Source organism: Flavobacteriaceae bacterium, from assembly GCA_003443635.1.
Taxonomy (GTDB): Bacteria; Bacteroidota; Bacteroidia; order Flavobacteriales; family Flavobacteriaceae; genus AU392.
The window spans coordinates 409,115-426,627 of record CP031964.1; the positions used below are offsets into that span (position 1 = coordinate 409,115).

At 29.3% G+C, this 17,513-nt stretch carries 16 protein-coding genes and 1 tRNA gene; 6 read left to right on the forward strand and 11 right to left on the reverse strand.

Annotated features, from left to right (window positions below; genetic code table 11):
• The first annotated feature begins 78 nt into the window (after window positions 1-78).
• Window positions 79-2,463, forward strand: a complete 2,385-nt coding sequence (locus D1817_01815) for a TonB-dependent receptor (GenBank protein AXT18645.1) — start codon at window positions 79-81, stop codon at window positions 2,461-2,463.
• Window positions 2,464-2,532: 69 nt separating this feature from the next.
• A complete protein-coding gene (gene dusB / locus D1817_01820; GenBank protein ID AXT18646.1) occupies window positions 2,533-3,525 on the forward strand; it encodes a tRNA dihydrouridine synthase DusB in 993 nt (330 codons plus the stop codon).
• A gap of 43 nt (window positions 3,526-3,568) precedes the next feature.
• On the opposite strand, the gene D1817_01825 is transcribed toward dusB, so the two are convergent.
• Both D1817_01825 and rbfA read right to left on the reverse strand, forming a co-directional pair.
• Window positions 3,569-4,768, reverse strand: a complete 1,200-nt coding sequence (locus tag D1817_01825) for an ABC transporter permease (GenBank protein ID AXT18647.1) — start codon at window positions 4,766-4,768, stop codon at window positions 3,569-3,571.
• Between the two features lie 70 nt (window positions 4,769-4,838).
• Window positions 4,839-5,231 (reverse strand): 30S ribosome-binding factor RbfA, encoded by a 393-nt coding sequence (rbfA, locus tag D1817_01830; protein ID AXT18648.1) that lies wholly within the window; start codon window positions 5,229-5,231, stop codon window positions 4,839-4,841.
• 70 nt (window positions 5,232-5,301) lie between these two features.
• Here rbfA and mce point away from each other — a divergent pair, with 70 nt between their 5' ends.
• Window positions 5,302-5,706 carry a methylmalonyl-CoA epimerase gene (gene mce / locus D1817_01835; protein ID AXT21204.1) on the forward strand — a complete coding sequence of 135 codons (405 nt, stop codon included), beginning with the start codon at window positions 5,302-5,304 and terminating at the stop codon, window positions 5,704-5,706.
• Between the two features lie 47 nt (window positions 5,707-5,753).
• A tRNA-Met gene (locus D1817_01840) sits at window positions 5,754-5,827 on the forward strand.
• Window positions 5,828-5,895: 68 nt separating this feature from the next.
• On the opposite strand, the gene D1817_01845 is transcribed toward D1817_01840, so the two are convergent.
• The 3 genes from D1817_01845 to D1817_01855 all read right to left on the reverse strand — a co-directional run bounded on the left by D1817_01845 (window position 5,896) and on the right by D1817_01855 (window position 10,741).
• Entirely contained in the window at window positions 5,896-7,458 is a 1,563-nt protein-coding gene (locus D1817_01845) for a class A beta-lactamase-related serine hydrolase (protein AXT18649.1), read from the reverse strand.
• A gap of 8 nt (window positions 7,459-7,466) precedes the next feature.
• Window positions 7,467-9,377 carry a S9 family peptidase gene (locus D1817_01850; GenBank protein AXT18650.1) on the reverse strand — a complete coding sequence of 637 codons (1,911 nt, stop codon included), beginning with the start codon at window positions 9,375-9,377 and terminating at the stop codon, window positions 7,467-7,469.
• A gap of 248 nt (window positions 9,378-9,625) precedes the next feature.
• Entirely contained in the window at window positions 9,626-10,741 is a 1,116-nt protein-coding gene (locus D1817_01855) for an AraC family transcriptional regulator (protein AXT18651.1), read from the reverse strand.
• Window positions 10,742-10,908: 167 nt separating this feature from the next.
• Between D1817_01855 and D1817_01860 the strand changes: the two genes are divergently transcribed.
• Window positions 10,909-11,736 (forward strand): MBL fold metallo-hydrolase, encoded by an 828-nt coding sequence (locus D1817_01860; GenBank protein ID AXT18652.1) that lies wholly within the window; start codon window positions 10,909-10,911, stop codon window positions 11,734-11,736.
• A gap of 41 nt (window positions 11,737-11,777) precedes the next feature.
• A complete protein-coding gene (locus D1817_01865) occupies window positions 11,778-12,659 on the forward strand; it encodes a sterol desaturase family protein (GenBank protein AXT18653.1) in 882 nt (293 codons plus the stop codon).
• 2 nt (window positions 12,660-12,661) lie between these two features.
• Here D1817_01865 and D1817_01870 read toward each other — a convergent pair whose 3' ends face one another.
• The 6 genes from D1817_01870 to D1817_01895 all read right to left on the reverse strand — a co-directional run bounded on the left by D1817_01870 (window position 12,662) and on the right by D1817_01895 (window position 17,467).
• Entirely contained in the window at window positions 12,662-12,964 is a 303-nt protein-coding gene (locus D1817_01870) for a rhodanese-like domain-containing protein (protein ID AXT21205.1), read from the reverse strand.
• Between the two features lie 75 nt (window positions 12,965-13,039).
• Window positions 13,040-14,452: an MBL fold metallo-hydrolase gene (locus tag D1817_01875; GenBank protein ID AXT18654.1), complete on the reverse strand. Its 1,413-nt coding sequence runs from the start codon at window positions 14,450-14,452 to the stop codon at window positions 13,040-13,042.
• 93 nt (window positions 14,453-14,545) lie between these two features.
• Complete coding sequence (locus D1817_01880) at window positions 14,546-15,565, reverse strand: thioredoxin family protein (protein ID AXT18655.1); 1,020 nt, start codon at window positions 15,563-15,565, stop codon at window positions 14,546-14,548.
• Between the two features lie 115 nt (window positions 15,566-15,680).
• Window positions 15,681-16,712, reverse strand: a complete 1,032-nt coding sequence (locus tag D1817_01885; protein ID AXT18656.1) for a peptidase — start codon at window positions 16,710-16,712, stop codon at window positions 15,681-15,683.
• 6 nt (window positions 16,713-16,718) lie between these two features.
• Window positions 16,719-17,054 (reverse strand): hypothetical protein, encoded by a 336-nt coding sequence (locus D1817_01890; GenBank protein AXT18657.1) that lies wholly within the window; start codon window positions 17,052-17,054, stop codon window positions 16,719-16,721.
• On the reverse strand, window positions 17,054-17,467 hold the full coding sequence (locus D1817_01895) for a nuclear transport factor 2 family protein (protein ID AXT21206.1): 414 nt from the start codon (window positions 17,465-17,467) through the stop codon (window positions 17,054-17,056). Before D1817_01895 ends, D1817_01890 begins: the two co-directional genes overlap by 1 nt.
• Between the last annotated feature and the right edge of the window lie 46 nt (window positions 17,468-17,513).

The following is a 17,513-nucleotide window of genomic DNA, read 5'->3' on the forward strand; positions in this document are numbered from 1 at the left end:
TTAAAAACGAATTAAATATTATAAGTTTGTAACAGATTATAAATCCTTTTTACTATTTTAAAAAGAGCTTCTTTCATATTGTTATTTTTTGCGGCACAGGTGCTATGGTCGCAAACATCATCTGTTTCAGGATTAGTTAAGGATGAAACAAATTCACCAATAGCTTATGCAAATATTTTATTGTTAAAAGCACAAGATTCAACTATTGTTACTGGTGATTCTTCAGATGAAAATGGAAAATTTAGATTTGATAATATTGAATTGGGTAGTTATATTCTCAAAACAAGTTTTATAGGATTTAAAGACAATTATACTACAATTTCTGTTACTAAAAATACTAACGCTCGTAGTATTATTTTACAAGAAGATATAGAATCACTATCTGCTGTAGAATTAACCGTAAAAAAACCAACGATAAAAATTGAGCCTGATCGATTAATATTTAATGTAGAAAACTCATCATTAAGTGAAGGTAATATTTTGCAAGTACTGAGAAGTACTCCTAGAGTGTTGGTTGCAGATGAAGAAATTAAAATAAAAAACAGTAACGCTACAGTTTACATTAATGATAAAAAAGTAAGCTTAACAGGAAACGAATTAGCACAACTTTTAGAAGGAACTCCAGCAAATACCGTAAAATCGATTGAAGTGATTACAAATCCATCTGCTAAGTATGACGCAGATAGCGGTACGGTATTAAACATCGTGATGTCTAAAAATTTAATAACAGGTTATAGAGGAAGTATTTTTGCTAATTATACACAAGGTGTATTTCCAAGAACAAATTATGGAATCACACAGTTTTATAAGAATTCTAAAATTAATGTCTTTGCGAGTTATAATTACAGAAAAAATAAAATTAATAGAGATGATGATCAACGTATTAATTTTTTAGATCAAGGAAATAATATAATACAACAATGGAATTCGAATTTTAATCGAGAAGTGAATTCTGAAACTCATAATTTTAATTTCATTTTTGATTATTCAATTACTGAAAATAGTACACTTAGTTTTTCTGCTAACGGACAAATCCTTCCTTATTTTGAACGAAGAACTATTGGAGAAACTAGGGTTACAGATAATACAAATAATCCATTATTTAACTTTGATTCTCAAAACTTATCAAGAGATGAACGAAGCAATATTAGCTATGGGCTAGATTATATTTACAATTTTAAAAATTCAGCTAAACTATCGTTAAATGTTATCTACACAGATTACGATTACGAAAGAAATCAAGATGTAAATAGTGAGTATTTTTCTGCAATAAATACTTTAGACTCTATTACAACCTTTAACACTTTAAGTAATCAAGATACAGAGTTTTTAATTTACAAAGCAGATTATACCCTACCTATTAGTGAAACAACATTATTTGAAGTAGGTGTTAAGGCATCAAATATTAAGAGTAATAGTAATATTGTGCAGAATGATATTATTAATGGACAAGAAATACTAGATATAAATAACACCGATATTTTTGACTATGATGAAGATATATATGCAGCCTATATAAACTATGAAGATCAATGGGGTAGATGGGGTTTTAAAGGAGGTTTACGATTTGAGCATACCGATATAGAAGGTATTTCTGTTTTATTAGGAAGTGTGAACACTCAAGACTATTCTGAGTTTTTCCCAACACTAAGTTTAAATTACCAAGCTACTGAAATATTTAGTTTATATACTAATTATAAACGAAGTTTAGAACGTCCTAATTACAGTAATTTAAACCCTTTCAGATTCTTTTTAACAGATAATGCTATTGTTACGGGTAACCCTAATTTGCAACCAGTGTTTGAGAATAGAGTTACAATAGGAACATCATTTTTAGATCATTTTGTAATTGAAGCTTATTATAGCAAAAGGAAAGATAATATTATAGAAATCCCTTTACAAGATAATGTTAACAGCCTTATTACAATTACACCAACAAATATTGGGCAAACGAGAGACTTTGGATTTGATTTTGAAACATTTTATGATATAGGAAATCATTGGAGCTTATATTTTTATAATTCTATTTTTAATATAGAAGATGAATCTAACTTTAATGGAAACCAAATTGTACAAGACCAATGGACTATAGTGTCATCTCTTAGTAATACATTTTCATTTTTAGAGGATAATAGTCTAAATGCAGCTTTTACTGTTACATATTTTTCTAAAAATATTCAGGGTTTTCGAATATTGGAGCCACGTTTAGCTTCGGATTTTTCGATAAGCAAAGTAATATTAAAAAATAAGGGAGTATTATCATTATCTGTTGAAGATATTTTTAATGAACAAGATTATTTTTCAAGAACACGCTTTTTAAATCAGGATAATTCGAATTTTTTAGACTTTGATAATCGTACAATTAAATTAGGGTTTCGTTACAAATTTGGAAATACCAAACTAAAAACTAATGAACGTTCTAAGTCTATTGAAGAAAAAAATCGTTTACGCCGAAGTAATTAACCATCTCTCTGTAATAGAAATACTATCTATTATTTTTAAAAACAGTAATTTTGCCAAAAAAAATAAACTTTGGTAAAAATAGATCATATAGAACTTCCTGATTTTCCATTACTACTTGCACCTATGGAAGATGTTAGCGACCCTCCTTTTAGAGCATTATGCAAAGAACAGGGAGCTGATGTAGTATATACTGAGTTTATTTCTAGTGAAGGCCTTATTCGCGATGCTGCTAAAAGCACAATGAAATTAGATATTTATGAAAAAGAACGCCCAGTAGGAATACAGGTTTTTGGCGCTAATCTTGATAGTATGTTGAAAACTGTTGATATAGTTGAAAAATCGAACCCAGATATTATAGATATTAACTTTGGATGTCCAGTAAAAAAAGTAGTTAGTAAAGGTGCAGGTGCAGGTATTTTAAAAGATATTGATTTAATGGTATCTCTTACAAGAGAAATGGTAAAACGTACTCATCTACCAATTACAGTTAAAACACGATTAGGTTGGGACCATAATTCTATTAAAATAGTTGAGGTTGCTGAGCGCTTACAAGATGTAGGGTGTAAAGCTATTTCTATTCATGGGCGTACGAGAGCACAAATGTATAAAGGAGAAGCAGATTGGAGGCCTATTGCTGACGTTAAGAATAACCCTAGAATGCACATCCCTATATTTGGAAATGGTGATGTAGATACTCCTGAAAGAGCTATGAAAATGAGAGATGATTATGGACTTGATGGAGCAATGATTGGTCGTGCTAGTATTGGTAATCCATGGTTTTTTAAACAGGTAAAACACTTTTTTAATACAGGAGAACATTTAGCACCTATCTCTTTAATAGAACGAGTAGATGCAGCAAGAAGACATTTACAAATGGCTATTGATTGGAAAGGAAAAACTTTAGGTGTTTTTGAAACACGGCGTCATTATACAAATTATTTTAAAGGAATTCCCCATTTTAAGAATTACCGAATGAAAATGGTAACTAGCGACGATTCAAAAGATGTTTTTGATGCTTTTGATGAAGTTTTAGATAAGTTTTCGGATTACCAGTTTGCATAACCCTCCACTAACCTTTACTCTAAGTATATTGTATATTAAAAAATTAAGCAATCAAACGTTTTGTAATACGAGTAGATGCTATTTTGGAAGCTAAAATTCCTAAAATAGATATTGTTGCAAATACAATTAAAAAATTAATTGGTCGTATAGCGACTGGATAAGCTAGGTTTGGAGTTAACATAGCTAATGAAAATTGACTTTGTAGTAAGATGATTATATAACCTAAGAGTAAGCCAAACCCACCTCCAATAAGCGTCATTAAAGTTCCTTGAAAAAAGAAAATACGACGAATATTTTTTACTGTTACTCCTAAATTAAATAGTGTTTGCAGATTTTTCTTTTTGTCCAGTATCATCATGACTATTGAGCCAACAACATTAAAAAGAGCTATAATTAAAACAAGCGTAAAAATAAGATATACTGCTACATTTTCTGTGTTTAGCATTTTGTAGAGCGCATCATTTAATTGTAATCGATTTTTTATAAGCACTTTATCTCCAAAGATAGCTTGCAACTCTGCTTTTACAACTTCTAGGTTTTCAGGATTACTTAGTATAAACTCAATACCACTTACCTGATTTTCTTTATAGTTTAGTAAATATTGTAGCGTTTCAAGATTGGCATAAGCAATTGAATTATCTAGCTCTTCGTTAATTTGAAATGTACCTACACTAGTCGCATTTACAGATTTAATAATATCCTTCAAAGATGAGATTTGACCTTTACCAGGTTTTACAGAAATTATTTTAAGTACTTTGTTAAAACTAAATAATCCTAGAGATAAATCATAAGCAATACCGGAGCCTAAAACAAGTTGATCTGTATTTGGTATTGGCCAATTACTACCTTCATTCAAAATGTTTTTTATGGTAGCTATAGGGTAATTTTCGTCAACACCTTTTATAGTAACAATAGAGTTTTTTTCATCGTAATCAAGAATAAAACGCTCTTCAATAATTTTAGAATAAGAAGCAACACCTTTTACATTATCTAATTTTGCTTGCTCTTCTGGAGTTAATTCAAATGTTTTTCCTTTAGCTGTAATAATCTTTAAATCAGGATCAACAAAAGAGATAGACTGTAAACTAAAATCTTTTAACCCGGCAAAACCTGAAAGCACAATAAAAAGAGCTGTAGCACCTATGATAATCCCAAAGGCAGCGATTAAAGTAATAATGTTAATAGCATTATTACTGCTTTTTGAAAATAAGTAACGTTTTGCTATATATAAAGAAATGTTCATTTCTTGAATATGAAAATAAAATTAGATTTCAATTTAAAGAACATAATTCTGAAGATTTTTAAAAAATCGCTTATGATTTTTTTCTTTTGTCAAGTAAATCTGGGTTATCAATTGGGTTATCTAAGCCTTTTAAAGAACGGTCTATATTATCAATATATTCTAAAGAATCATCAATAAAAAATTCTAATTGAGGCATACGACGTAATTGATGTCTTGTACGTTGAGCTAATTCATGTTTTATTAAAGATGAATTGGATTGAATACCTTCTAATAATTCTTGACCTTTATCAACAGGAAAAATACTTAAATATACTTTAGCAATAGATAGATCAACAGTTACTTTAACTTTTGTTACTGAGATGATAATATTTCGCATTCCACCTTGTGAGGCTGAACCTTGAAGCACTTCTACTAAATCGAGTTGTAATACCGAAGCTATTTTTTTCTGCCTATTGCTTTCCATGGTACAAAAATAAGATATTTAGTGAGTTAATACTTTAAAACCTATGGCTTTTAATTAAATTTGTAAAATGATGGATAAAATAGAACATATAGGTATTGCTGTTAAAAATATAAATGAATCAAATACATTATTTGAAAAATTATTTGGAGAACCTCATTATAAAATTGAAGATGTTGAAAGTGAAGGTGTAAAAACATCTTTTTTTCAAGTTGGACCTAATAAAATTGAATTATTAGAAGCCACTAATGAAGATAGTCCTATTGCAAAATTTATGGCAAAAAAAGGAGAAGGAGTACATCATATTGCATTTGCAGTAAAAGATATTAATGCCGAAATAGCACGTTTAAAAAAGGAAGGCTTTATTGTATTAAATGAAACTCCCAAAAAAGGAGCTGATAATAAGTTAGTTGCATTTTTACACCCAAAAACTACAAATGGCGTTTTAATAGAATTATGTCAAGAGATAAAAAAATAAATTTCTTGTAGAGTTTTAAAATAAGTAGTAATATTGCAGCCTAATTGGGTCCCATAGCTCAGTTGGTTAGAGCACCTGACTCATAATCAGGTGGTCCTTGGTTCGAGCCCAAGTGGGACCACTTTATTAGAATTAAAACCCTTAGTGTTAACTAAGGGTTTTTTATTTAATTGGGAGGATGATGGATGTTTAATTTTTATTAGATTTTATCCATTGTTCAGCTTCATTGGTATACCACCAAGGTGAAAAGTTTTTTGCATCAATTATCTTGTGATAAAAATGTGACGTACTATCAATATCATTTTTCATTTGGTAATAGTTAGCCATATAATAGTTTGCATATGGATTATTAGAATCTTCAGAAAGAAGTTTTTTGCCAATTTTTTGATACTGAACATCAAAATCTACAAGTTCAGGTTGATCTCGCATTGTAGTTATCAATTTTAAAAATTGAAGATTAAATAATAAATTTAAATCACCATAATTTTCATATTCAGGGAATAACTCAAATAATTGATTTAAGATCTTTTTGCTAAATGTTGTTTTAGTATCATCAAACCTTGACATATAACTTTCTGCAGATAATTGAGCAATTAATTTTTTGCGATAAAACTCACTATTAGTATCGCTTATTTTATTTTTTAACGTACCTAATGATTGCTCTTCTTCAAATAGAGAAATCTCTGGTAAATTGAACACATAATTTTTAAGAAAACTCAAAGCAAATAACGATGTAGTAACATCTCCATTAATTAAACGTGCAGGATCACTCATTAAATTGTTGTTTGCAGCGATTATAAACGTTAAATTTTTATCAGGAACTTTAAGAAATAAACTAGAATAGCAATCGTATTGTCCATAACCCCATTGTAACTTTTTATTCATAAACTTTTGGGTAAAAATTCCCAAGCCGTATGGTAATTTATTATTAAATGGAGATGTCATTTTCTCTTTTGAAGAATTAGATATAAGTGTATTGTTATCCAATGCATCACTTAATATCCCTAAATCTATAACTGTAGAAGTTATTCCAGCAGAAGCAGAAAAACCATAATCAATAAAGCCTTCTCTAGGCGTTTTTTCTAAAAAACCATTTTTCATTTCACCACCTAAAAAATATGGAGATGCTATTTTTCTATTTTCAGAAACGAGTTGTAACGAATCTTTTAATAAATAAGTGTTTTTAAGCTGGAGTTTATTAATAATTCTTGTATTAATTACTTCTTCAAAGGTTTGTCCAGCCACTTTTTCAATGACACTAGTTAGCAATCCAAATCGATTACTATAATAAAATTGTTTGCCTATTTCACCTTGAGAGGTATGAGATAAGATGTGTTTTATTTTTATAGAATCTGAGATACCTATAGACGGAATATATTTTTTTATAGACTCCTCAATAGATAATATATCTTCTTCTTCTAATTGCATTAATACAATTCCAGAGAAAATTTTAGTTAAAGAAGCCATTGGAATCGTAGTTGTTTTATCCAATGGAGTTTTATCAGAAATATTTGCAAAGCCTAGGTAATCTTCATAAATAATTTCATTATCATTTTTAATTAAGATGGATAAGCCTGGTATTTGAAAATAATCTTTTAATTGATTTATTTCTGAAGCAAATACATCTTTTGTAATGCTATTAGTCAGCTCTTCTTTTTTTGTACAACTACTAAAAAGTAATGTAATTAAAATGAAGATTTTGCATATAAAAAACAGCAAGGTTTTCTGCACTAATTTTGATTTGATGTTCATATTATTGATTAATAAATTAAGTGTTTTTTTAGAAACGAAATAGTAAGGTTTCTTTGTAGTAAATAATTACTATTCTTTTTGAACCCATGCCCCTCATCTTTTGCCAATACATACCATACCTCTTTTCCTAAAGAATTTAGAGCTTTATATACTTGCTCGGATTCTTTATAATTAACCCTAGGATCATTTAATCCTTGAAAAATTAATAAAGGTGAATCTATTTTATCTACATTATTTATAGGTGAAATTTCCTTTAAAAACACTGATGTGTTATTGTTTCGTTCATCCCCAAATTCAACTCTTCTTAAATCTCTCCGATAATCTCTTGTACTCTTTAAATAGGTAATCCAATTAGAAATTCCCACAACATCAATACCACACTTTATTCTTTTTGAGTATTTTGCCAATGAAGCAAGCGTAACATAGCCACCATATGACTCTCCATAAATAGCAACACGATCAGCATCTAAATCAGGTTGCTTTTTTATCCAATCCAATAATGCTCCTACATCTTCTATTGCATTTTCTCGGTTTATTCCATCATCTAGCTTCATATAGGACTTCCCATACCCATTTGAACCTCTAATATTTGGAAGTATGACGGTTATTCCAAGCTCATTTACTAAATATTGATAAAAACTATTAAATGAAGCTTTTATTTGATATTCTGGACCGCCGTGAATATCTATAAAAACAGGTGAAGGAGATTCTATATTTGGCCTGTAGATAAAAGCAGGAATATTGTATTCTATTTTGTTATCTGGATCAATACTTTTGTAGGTAAATGATTCTGCTTTAGCGAAAATAAGAGTGTCTATTAACAGTTTACCTTTTCTAGTATATTGATTTAGTTTATTGATTTTTATATTATAACCAAAAACCTTTCGATAAAAAGTGCTAGCGTATAAGTTAAATCCAACTTCTGTCCCTTTTGAGTTAATAATCAAATTGCGTATAATACCTTCTGGAGAATCATTAACTTTAGAATATTTTAATGTTTTTAGATCTAAAATATAGAGCTGTGATAATCCATTTTTGTTTATACTGAATGCAGCTTTTTTTCCATTTTTATCAATTGTCAAAGCTTCAATATCCCAAGGAATATTTGATGTTATAACTTTGAATTTTTTGCTGCTTAAATCATAAAGTTGTAGTTGAAGGAATTCTGAAAACTCATCAGAAATAATTAGACAGGCATTTTGATTAGGAATAAATTTAGCATCTGAATACGCAATATTATTTTTATTTGGATTGATTTGTTCAATTTCCCCAGATTGATCGTTGATAGAGTAAAGAAACTTATTGTTCTCTGAGATGACTTTAACTGCTAAGATGGTGTTTTTTTCTAAGCTCCAATCGTATACCTGCCCATCATCTGAGATATTACTAAATAAAAGTTGTTCATCATGTGAATCAGAAACTCCTCTAACATATAAATCTACTTCGGCAGGGTTTCTTTTATTTGATTTGAATATAAAACGTTGACTGTCTGGACTCCAAAAAGAATCATAACTTTTATCCCCTTCCTCAGACAACACCTTACCTTTGTTAGTGGTAATGTCGTATAAAAATAGTTGATAATCTTCATTTCCATTTTCATCTTCTTGGTATAAAAAGTAATTATGATTTGGAGATAAATAGGAGCTTAGATTGTTGTCAAACTCTTTATATTCTTTTATTTCTGAGTTATACTTCTTCATTGAATAAATGACTTTGCCACCATTGAACAGCATTTTTTTGCCATTTTGATTCCACCCGATAAATGGAGGGAAATTGATTTTGCTTCTGTAGGTATTAATTTTAGGATACTCTATATTGTAAATAGAATCTGCTATTCCTTTAGAAATAATATTTGCTTCTTGAGAATATAATGTAATAGTAAAAAACAATACGTAAAATAGTATGTAATCTAGTTTCATTTAATCTAATGATATTTTATTAGAGGCATTTATATTTCTAAATAGCCTTATTCTTTCTTTTTTACTTATAAAACTATTAAGAAGTAATATCATAAATAGTAATTAGTATAATTTGCTTCTTCATTTTTTGATTGATGTTTATAAATACAATTTTATAGCATAAATGCTAGAAAGTTCTTAATATACAGGTTATAGATGTCCCATATTACATAATTGGGACTTGATTAAATATAATATATAAAGTAAAATTACTTTATATATTGAGAAGGTGTTTTACCAGTACACTTTTTAAAGGTTCTATAGAAAGATGTTTTTGAATTAAAACCACTTTCGTGAGCAATTCCAAGAAGTGTAATATTACTGTATAATGGATCTTTCATCTTTTTTATAATAGCATTTACACGATACTCATTTATAAAATCTGAAAAACTTTTATGAATCCCTTGATTAATTATTCGAGACAAGAGGTTAGGATGAATGTTAAGTTTTTCGGAAAGAGAGCTTAACGTTAATTCAGGATTGAGAAAAAATAAGTTTTGTTCCATCTCTTTTTGAAGCCAAATCACTTTTTTATTTAAACCCTCAACTGGGAGCGGTTTTTTATCTCTGTTCTCTTTTAATTGTAATAACACATACTCTGGCCTCAGAAAAGTTTTTACTCCCATCCAAACAGAAACAACACCCATTATTAGATATAATGGATAATAATACTTAAAGTTTAATTGATAATCGAAAAAGAAATAATCTATAAATGTATATGGTAACCAAAGTACCCACATTGTGCCAAAAAAATAAATGATTCTTTTTAGCCAATTAAGTTTATATTTTTCACTATTGCTATAGTTATCATCAAGTATAGAAGAGAATAACTTTATTTTTTTAATAGCTAATCTAACATAAATGGCAACAGAAATAATAGCTAATAATTGGAAAAAAGGACTAATCAATTCAAAAGTTTTTGTTTGATGTAATGGTATTCCAGATAAATAACTATCATAAACTTGAAAACAGTGAAAGATTATATCTAGAAATAAAGGGCTAAAATGAAGGTAGTGTATTTTTTTAAATTTAAAACTAGGGGTAATTATTTTAATAACATAAAAATATAAAGAAGGGCCTATAATTAATAAATAAGTAGTGATGGGTATCCATGTAAATCTTGGGTAATAATCAAGAATATTCATATCTGAAATATATACCCAAGTTAGCCAAAGCGACATAATTATTACAACCAAAGCTATAAATTTATTAGCAGCTTTGTTTTTTCGTTTAGTACATAAAAGTAATATACCAAATGTCAATCCAACAATTGTAGAAATTGCTATTAAAATATTCCAAATAGTAAGATATAGTTTGAAATCCATGCTTAATCTAAACAAAAATATATTTTTAGAATGATACTAAAACGTTTATAAATCTATAATACTCCATAATGTATTTAATTTTTTGAGAATGAAATTATAAAATGCAAGGATAAATATATTGAATACTTTAATTTTATAAGATTATTTAGAATGTAAACTAAATTTATATGAAACATCTATTATCTTTTATATTGGCATTAACTATCTCTTTATTTAGTTTTAGTCAAACGGCGACAAGAACAATTACGAAAATTAAAGGCGATTTATACCGCTTTCAAAACAATGGACACTATTCAGTATTTTTAATTACTGATGAAGGAGCTATTGTAACAGATCCTATTAATAAAGATGCAGCAACATGGCTTAAAGCAGAGATTAAAAAACGATTTGATCTACCTGTTAAATATGTGATTTATAGCCACCATCATGATGACCATGTAAGTGGAGGTGAAGTTTTTGATGAAGCAATATTTGTGGGTCATACACTTACAAAGAAAAATATTGAAGATAAAAAAATACCTACACCAGTTCCTAATGAAACATTTAAAACTAGAAAATTAATCACATTAGGAAATCAATATGTTGCATTGATTTATCCTGGTAAAAGCCATTCAGACGATTGTATCGCTATTTATTTCCCTGATGAAAAAGTAGTGTTTGGAGTTGATTTTATTAGTGTAGACCGATTGCCTTATCGTACACTTAATGGTGCTTTTTTGCCTGATTGGATTCAAGCTATTAAAAAGGTAGAGACATTAGATTTCGATACGTTTGTTCCAGGGCACGGGGATATGGGAACAAAAACTGATGTGAAAGAACATAGAGAATATTTTGAAGCACTTTATAATGCTGTAAAAGAAGCAAAATCTAAGGGACAATCTTTAGATGAAATGAAGCGTAGTATTTTACTTGAAGCATATAAGGATTTTAGTCAATATGATGCCTGGCGAGAAATGAATATCGAAGGCGTCTATAATTTTTTGACAAAAAAATAAAAGGATAGAATTGAGACTATAATTGTACAGATATTTGTGCTATGAAAACCTATTTTGAAGCATTTAAAGATTCTTTTTTTGGAACATTAGATTGGACTTGGAAATCTATATTGTTTGAAGTTCCGTGGTTCGAGAATTATTTTTGGGGGTTAATTATCATTTCATTTTTTGTCTGGAGTTTAGAAATTGTATTTCCTTGGCGAAAAGATCAATCGATTTTTAGAAAAGATTTTTGGTTAGATGGGTTTTATATGTTTTTTAATTTCTTTGTTTTTGCTATTGCAATAAGTGGTTTTTATAAAATATTAGAAGTGTTTTTTAGCCAAATAAACATAACAGCTAAAAGTCTTGCAATTGTAGATATCTCTGAATGGCCATTATGGTTACAATTACTTGTCTTTTTTATTATATTAGATTTTGTACAATGGTTTACACATACAATGCTGCACCGCTTCCCATTTTTATGGACTTATCACAAAGTACATCATAGTGTAAAAGAAATGGGGTTTGCAGCACATTTACGTTACCATTGGATGGAAAATATTCTTTACAAGCCTCTAAAAACATTTGGGGTAATGCTTTTAGGAGGCTTTGAACCTGAACAAGCTTTTATTGTTCATTTTATATCAATACTTATAGGACACTTTAATCATTCCAACATAAAAATCACTTGGGGGCCATTAAAATATATTATAAATAACCCAGTGATGCACTTGTATCATCATGCATATGCCTTACCTGATGGAAGGCATCATGGAGTGAATTTCGGAATTAGTTTGAGCTTATGGGATTATATCTTTAAAACGAATTATATCCCTGAAGATAGTGGTACAATAGAACTTGGCTTTAAAGATGATGATAAATTTCCAAATGGTTTTTTAAAGCAAATTACTTATGGATTTAAAAAGAATAAAAAAAATTGACTTTAAGGGGTTTGTTGTTTGCTCCATACTTTCCATCCATCAGTAAAATTATATATTTTTAAAAACCCTATTTCTTCTAAAAGGCTACTTGCTTTTTTACTTCTAACCCCTGTATGGCAATAAATATAAACGGGTTTGTTTTTATCTAATTTTTGCACTTCTGTTATAAAATACTCTTTATTTGCTATAGGAATTAATATAGCATTATCTATATGTCCAGAAATGTATTCTCTTTTTGTTCTAACGTCTATTAGCTGCACATTTTTGCCAATAACTTCTTTTTTAAAATCTTCTAGAGTTATGATTTCTGTTTTTGTAATAGATTGACCTTTACAAGCATTAAAAGTGATTAATGCTAATGCAATAACAACGTATTTCATTTATTTTAAAGTTGAAGGACAAACATAATCAGTGATAGAAATATTTGTTTTTTTAATAGCTGCCATCCCTCCAGCAATATCTATAATGTTGTGAATACCTCTGCTCTTTAAGATAGAAGCTGCAATCATACTTCTATAACCTCCTGCACAATGGATATAAGCAGTTTCTTTATCTGGAAACTCTGATAAATGATCGTTTAAAAAATCTAAGGGAGTTAAATGTGCATCAATAATATGTTCTGCAGAATATTCACTTTCTTTTCTAACATCAAAAACAGAGATTTTCTCTTTGCTTAATATATTCTGAAGAGTAATTGCAGAAATTGAAGTTACAGTATCATAATCTTTAGAAGCCTTTTTCCAAGCATCAAAACTACCTTTAAGGTATCCTAATGTTTGATCAAAACCAACTCTAGATAATCTAGTTATTGTTTCCTCTTCTTGCCCTTCAGGAGTAATCAATAAAATAGCTTGTTTAGTATCTGCAATTAGAGCACCTACCCAAGGTGCAAAACTACCATTTAAGCCTATAAAAATCGATCGAGGAATATGCCCATTGGCAAAATCTTCTTGATTACGGACATCTAAAACAATTGCTTCGGTTTCGTTAGCTACTAGTTCAAACTCATCAGGAGATAAAGCTTTAGTGCTGCGCTTTAAAACAATATCAATATCATCATACCCTTCTTTATTCATTTTTACATTGAGTGGAAAGTATTGTGGAGGTGGTAATAGACCATCAGTAACTTCTTTTATAAATTCTTCTTTAGACATATCTGCTCTAAGAGCATAATTAGTTTGTTTTTGATTACCTAAAGTATCAATGGTTTCTTTGCTTAAATTTTTACCACAAGCAGATCCGGCACCATGTGCAGGATATACAATAATATCGTCAGCTAAAGGCATAATTTTAGTACGTAAACTTTCATATAATAATCCAGCCAAATCTTTTTCAGTAATGCTTCCTGCTTTTTGAGCTAAATCTGGACGGCCAACATCTCCTAAAAACAAAGTATCTCCACTAAAAATAGCATGATCTTTACCATTTTTATCACGCAGGAGATAAGTCGTACTCTCCATAGTATGCCCTGGTGTATGCAATGCTTTAATTGTGATGTCACCAATTTTAAATTCTTGGCCATCAGTCGCTATAATGGCATCAAAAGAAGTCTCTGCATTAGGCCCATAAATAATCTTAGCCCCAGTTTCTTTAGATAATGTTATATGACCACTAACAAAATCGGCATGAAAATGTGTTTCAAAAATATATTTTATAGTCGCCTTATTTGCAATGGCACGACTAATATAAGGTTTCACTTCACGTAAAGGATCTATTATTGCAACCTCTCCATTACTCTCAATATAGTATGCACCTTGAGCAAGACAACCAGTATATATTTGTTCAATTATCATAATTTGATATGCGATATTTTGGTGGTATAAAATTAACAAAAAAATCCAACCTTTATAAAGGTTAGATTTTTAATAATAAAGATAGCTAATAATTTAATTTGTAGTGATACTGTTTTTTTTATCCCAAGCTTTAAAGAAATCTTGATTAAATAAAACATACTGCTTAGTTTTAGAATGCTTTATTTCGTTTAACCACTTTAATTGTTTTGGACTCAAGTATTTATTTGGTGATACTCCAAGACCTAAGGCACTATTAATTTTTGTTTTCTGTAACTCAGTTAATGGTAAAAACTTGTAATTGGTGTGCTTTAAATAATATTTTACATCGTTAGAAGCAGTACGATAATTACTTTTTGTAATAGGACTAAAATTTGCTTGTTTTGCATGAACAGAAAGGTTTTTTTGATTTACTTTATTAGGATCAAATTTCACTTTTACAACTTCATGACCTCCCATAAAACCAGCTTCTGTAGATAGTACACCATCTACTTTCCCTAAATGTTTTTCTCCAGTCCAAAAACAATACATTTTAAAGTAAGTTTCTTTTATAGTATTATTATTTGAATTTAATAGTTCTGTTTCTAATAATTTCATGTATTCAGGAATAGGTTTATTTGCTTTTTCTAAAGAAGTTGTCATTGTACTATATAATGCTTTTGCTGAGTAATTTCCAGCTATTCTATTAACAACATTTTCTCCTTTAGCATTTACAATTCTCACAACAGGATTGTTCCAACTAGGTTCGTTATATAGCTGAAGGATTTGTTTGTCTTTGCCTTCTTTATTGTTATAAATGGCCAAAGGAATAAATTGGTCTTCAATCGCTTCAACCATTAATGGGTGGCTTAATACATTATGACCATAATTTCTACAAGTAGAACATCCTGGAACTTCTTGAAACAAAATCAAAACGTCCTTGTTTTCAGATTTAGCTTTTTTTAAAGCTTCATCATAATCACGATACCAAGTTACTTTACCAAGTTCTTCACTTTGGTTGTTAGGATTAGTTTTTTGTTGCCCTATTGAAAATAAAAAAGTAATTAAAAAGAAGATTATGGTAATGTATTGTGATTTTTGATTTATGATTACGGAGTTTTCTATAAGTTTTTTCATGATAATTACTATTAAATCTTGATGAGTATTTATGGAGATATAATATTTAGTCTTATAGATTAAATATTCATTTCATGAAGGTTTTGTTAAATTTTTTAAATAGAAGATAAAGAAGTTAACTAATTGTTTGTATACCTGAAATAACTAATTGCCATTGTAATCGCATTTGATCCTCCCAAAGCATAGGATAAACATTTAAATGTTTCATTTCTTGCTTTAATTGTTCTGAATTTAATGAGTCGTTTTGCAATTGCATTTTCCATAATGAAAATTGATTGCTCCATTGTTGTAAATAAGGATCAGGCCAAATTAAATCACGTTCTTTTTTCGGAAATAAAAATAATGGCATTTCAGAAACTAATGTAAGGCAATCACCGCCTAAACTCCTAATAGATTCCATTGAGCTTGGATGAAATTTATTCGCCATTTCTGTATCATTAAGTTTTAAAAAATGATCACGCATTCTTTTAGAATCAGGACGTGTACAAAAGCCTTCATCAATACGATAAAACCCTTTTTCACCTTTTCTGTCTAGATCAAATACTTTATAACCTAAAGATGTTGTTCTATTATGACATTGCTCTTGAAGTTTCAAAGTACGATCTTTCCAATTATTATCAATTAAAAACCAGGGGCCATATGTTTTAGCCATACCATGTAGGGATACGTGCAAATGAAATGGTATGTTTGCTGTTTTCCAAAATTTATATACAGCTGTATTTTCTGGGCGTAATGCTTCAATTTCACCTTCTATAGGGTATCCAAATTCTAAATCTTCACCTGGTTGTTCTCGGGTAACATAAGTGAGATAATTTGCTAAATCGGTTTCAGTATCATCATAAGTATACCATTTTTTATTTCGAGATTCTCCATCAGGGTTTGTATGCGGGACTATATACCAGCTGTAGTTTTCTAATAAATAGTGCTCTTTAGGTAAACTGAATAGATATGAAACTAATTTTTTTAAAAGTAAAGGACCAACAGGTTCATCGGCATGATTCCCTGCAATTAAACTTATGTTTTTTGTGCCATTACCAAATGTAAACCCTTGAATGGATCTGCCTTTAACCGATTTACCTATAACATAGCCATCAATTTCAATTGGACTACGCTCTAGAATTTTATCAATAAGTGGATATAATTCCATAAATAATTAAATGACTTCTATGAGAGTAATTTCTCCTTTTGAAATAGTTTCTGTGTTTACAGATTCGTAAACTTCAAAAATTTCGATACGACCATCATCTAAAATTTTAGGTGTAGAAATGCATTTACCTAGCTTAAATTCTAGATTTGTATTTAAATGCTGATAATGCATTTGTAAAACCCCGTTTTTATCAACGTTGGCGATTAGTGAGCCTCTTTTTACTGAACCGCCTTTGTATTCCCCCCAAAGGATATTTCCTTCTTGGAAATATTTAAAAAAAGTAGCATCTTCATCATTTGCTCCTTTTACTTTAAAAGTTTTATTATTATAATTAATTGCCATTATAATTTTCGATCACTTTTGTCAATAGCTAAATCATTAATGCTTGCATAACGTTTTTTCATTAGGCCGTTTTCATCAAACTCCCAATTTTCGTTGCCATAAGCTCTAAACCATTGCCCTTCTTTATTATGATATTCATATTCAAAACGAACTGCAATGCGATTATCTTGATAAGCCCAAAGTTCTTTTTTTAACTTGTAATTAAGTTCATTTTCCCATTTATCTTTTAAAAATGCACGAACTTCTTCTCTGCCATTAATAAATAAATTACGATTTCTCCATTCGGTGTCAATGGTATATGCCATAGATACTTTTTTATAGTCTTTACTATTCCAAGCATCTTCAGCGCCTTGTATTTTTTGTTTTGCAGTTTCTAATGTAAATGGTGGGAAAGGTGGTTTTTGTTCCATAATAAAAGATATTTTTTGTTTTAAAGACAATTTAAGTTATAGTAGGTTA

What these genes read in the sequence shown, in the direction of transcription:
- D1817_01825 (AXT18647.1), bottom strand. Translation starts at nt 4,768, where the DNA reads ATGAACATTTCTTTATATATAGCAAAACGTTACTTATTTTCAAAAAGC.
- rbfA (AXT18648.1), bottom strand. Translation starts at nt 5,231, where the DNA reads ATGGAAAGCAATAGGCAGAAAAAAATAGCTTCGGTATTACAACTCGAT.
- mce (AXT21204.1), top strand. Translation starts at nt 5,302, where the DNA reads ATGGATAAAATAGAACATATAGGTATTGCTGTTAAAAATATAAATGAA.
- D1817_01845 (AXT18649.1), bottom strand. Translation starts at nt 7,458, where the DNA reads ATGAACATCAAATCAAAATTAGTGCAGAAAACCTTGCTGTTTTTTATA.
- D1817_01850 (AXT18650.1), bottom strand. Translation starts at nt 9,377, where the DNA reads ATGAAACTAGATTACATACTATTTTACGTATTGTTTTTTACTATTACA.
- D1817_01855 (AXT18651.1), bottom strand. Translation starts at nt 10,741, where the DNA reads ATGGATTTCAAACTATATCTTACTATTTGGAATATTTTAATAGCAATT.
- D1817_01860 (AXT18652.1), top strand. Translation starts at nt 10,909, where the DNA reads ATGAAACATCTATTATCTTTTATATTGGCATTAACTATCTCTTTATTT.
- D1817_01865 (AXT18653.1), top strand. Translation starts at nt 11,778, where the DNA reads ATGAAAACCTATTTTGAAGCATTTAAAGATTCTTTTTTTGGAACATTA.
- D1817_01875 (AXT18654.1), bottom strand. Translation starts at nt 14,452, where the DNA reads ATGATAATTGAACAAATATATACTGGTTGTCTTGCTCAAGGTGCATAC.
- D1817_01880 (AXT18655.1), bottom strand. Translation starts at nt 15,565, where the DNA reads ATGAAAAAACTTATAGAAAACTCCGTAATCATAAATCAAAAATCACAA.
- D1817_01885 (AXT18656.1), bottom strand. Translation starts at nt 16,712, where the DNA reads ATGGAATTATATCCACTTATTGATAAAATTCTAGAGCGTAGTCCAATT.
- D1817_01890 (AXT18657.1), bottom strand. Translation starts at nt 17,054, where the DNA reads ATGGCAATTAATTATAATAATAAAACTTTTAAAGTAAAAGGAGCAAAT.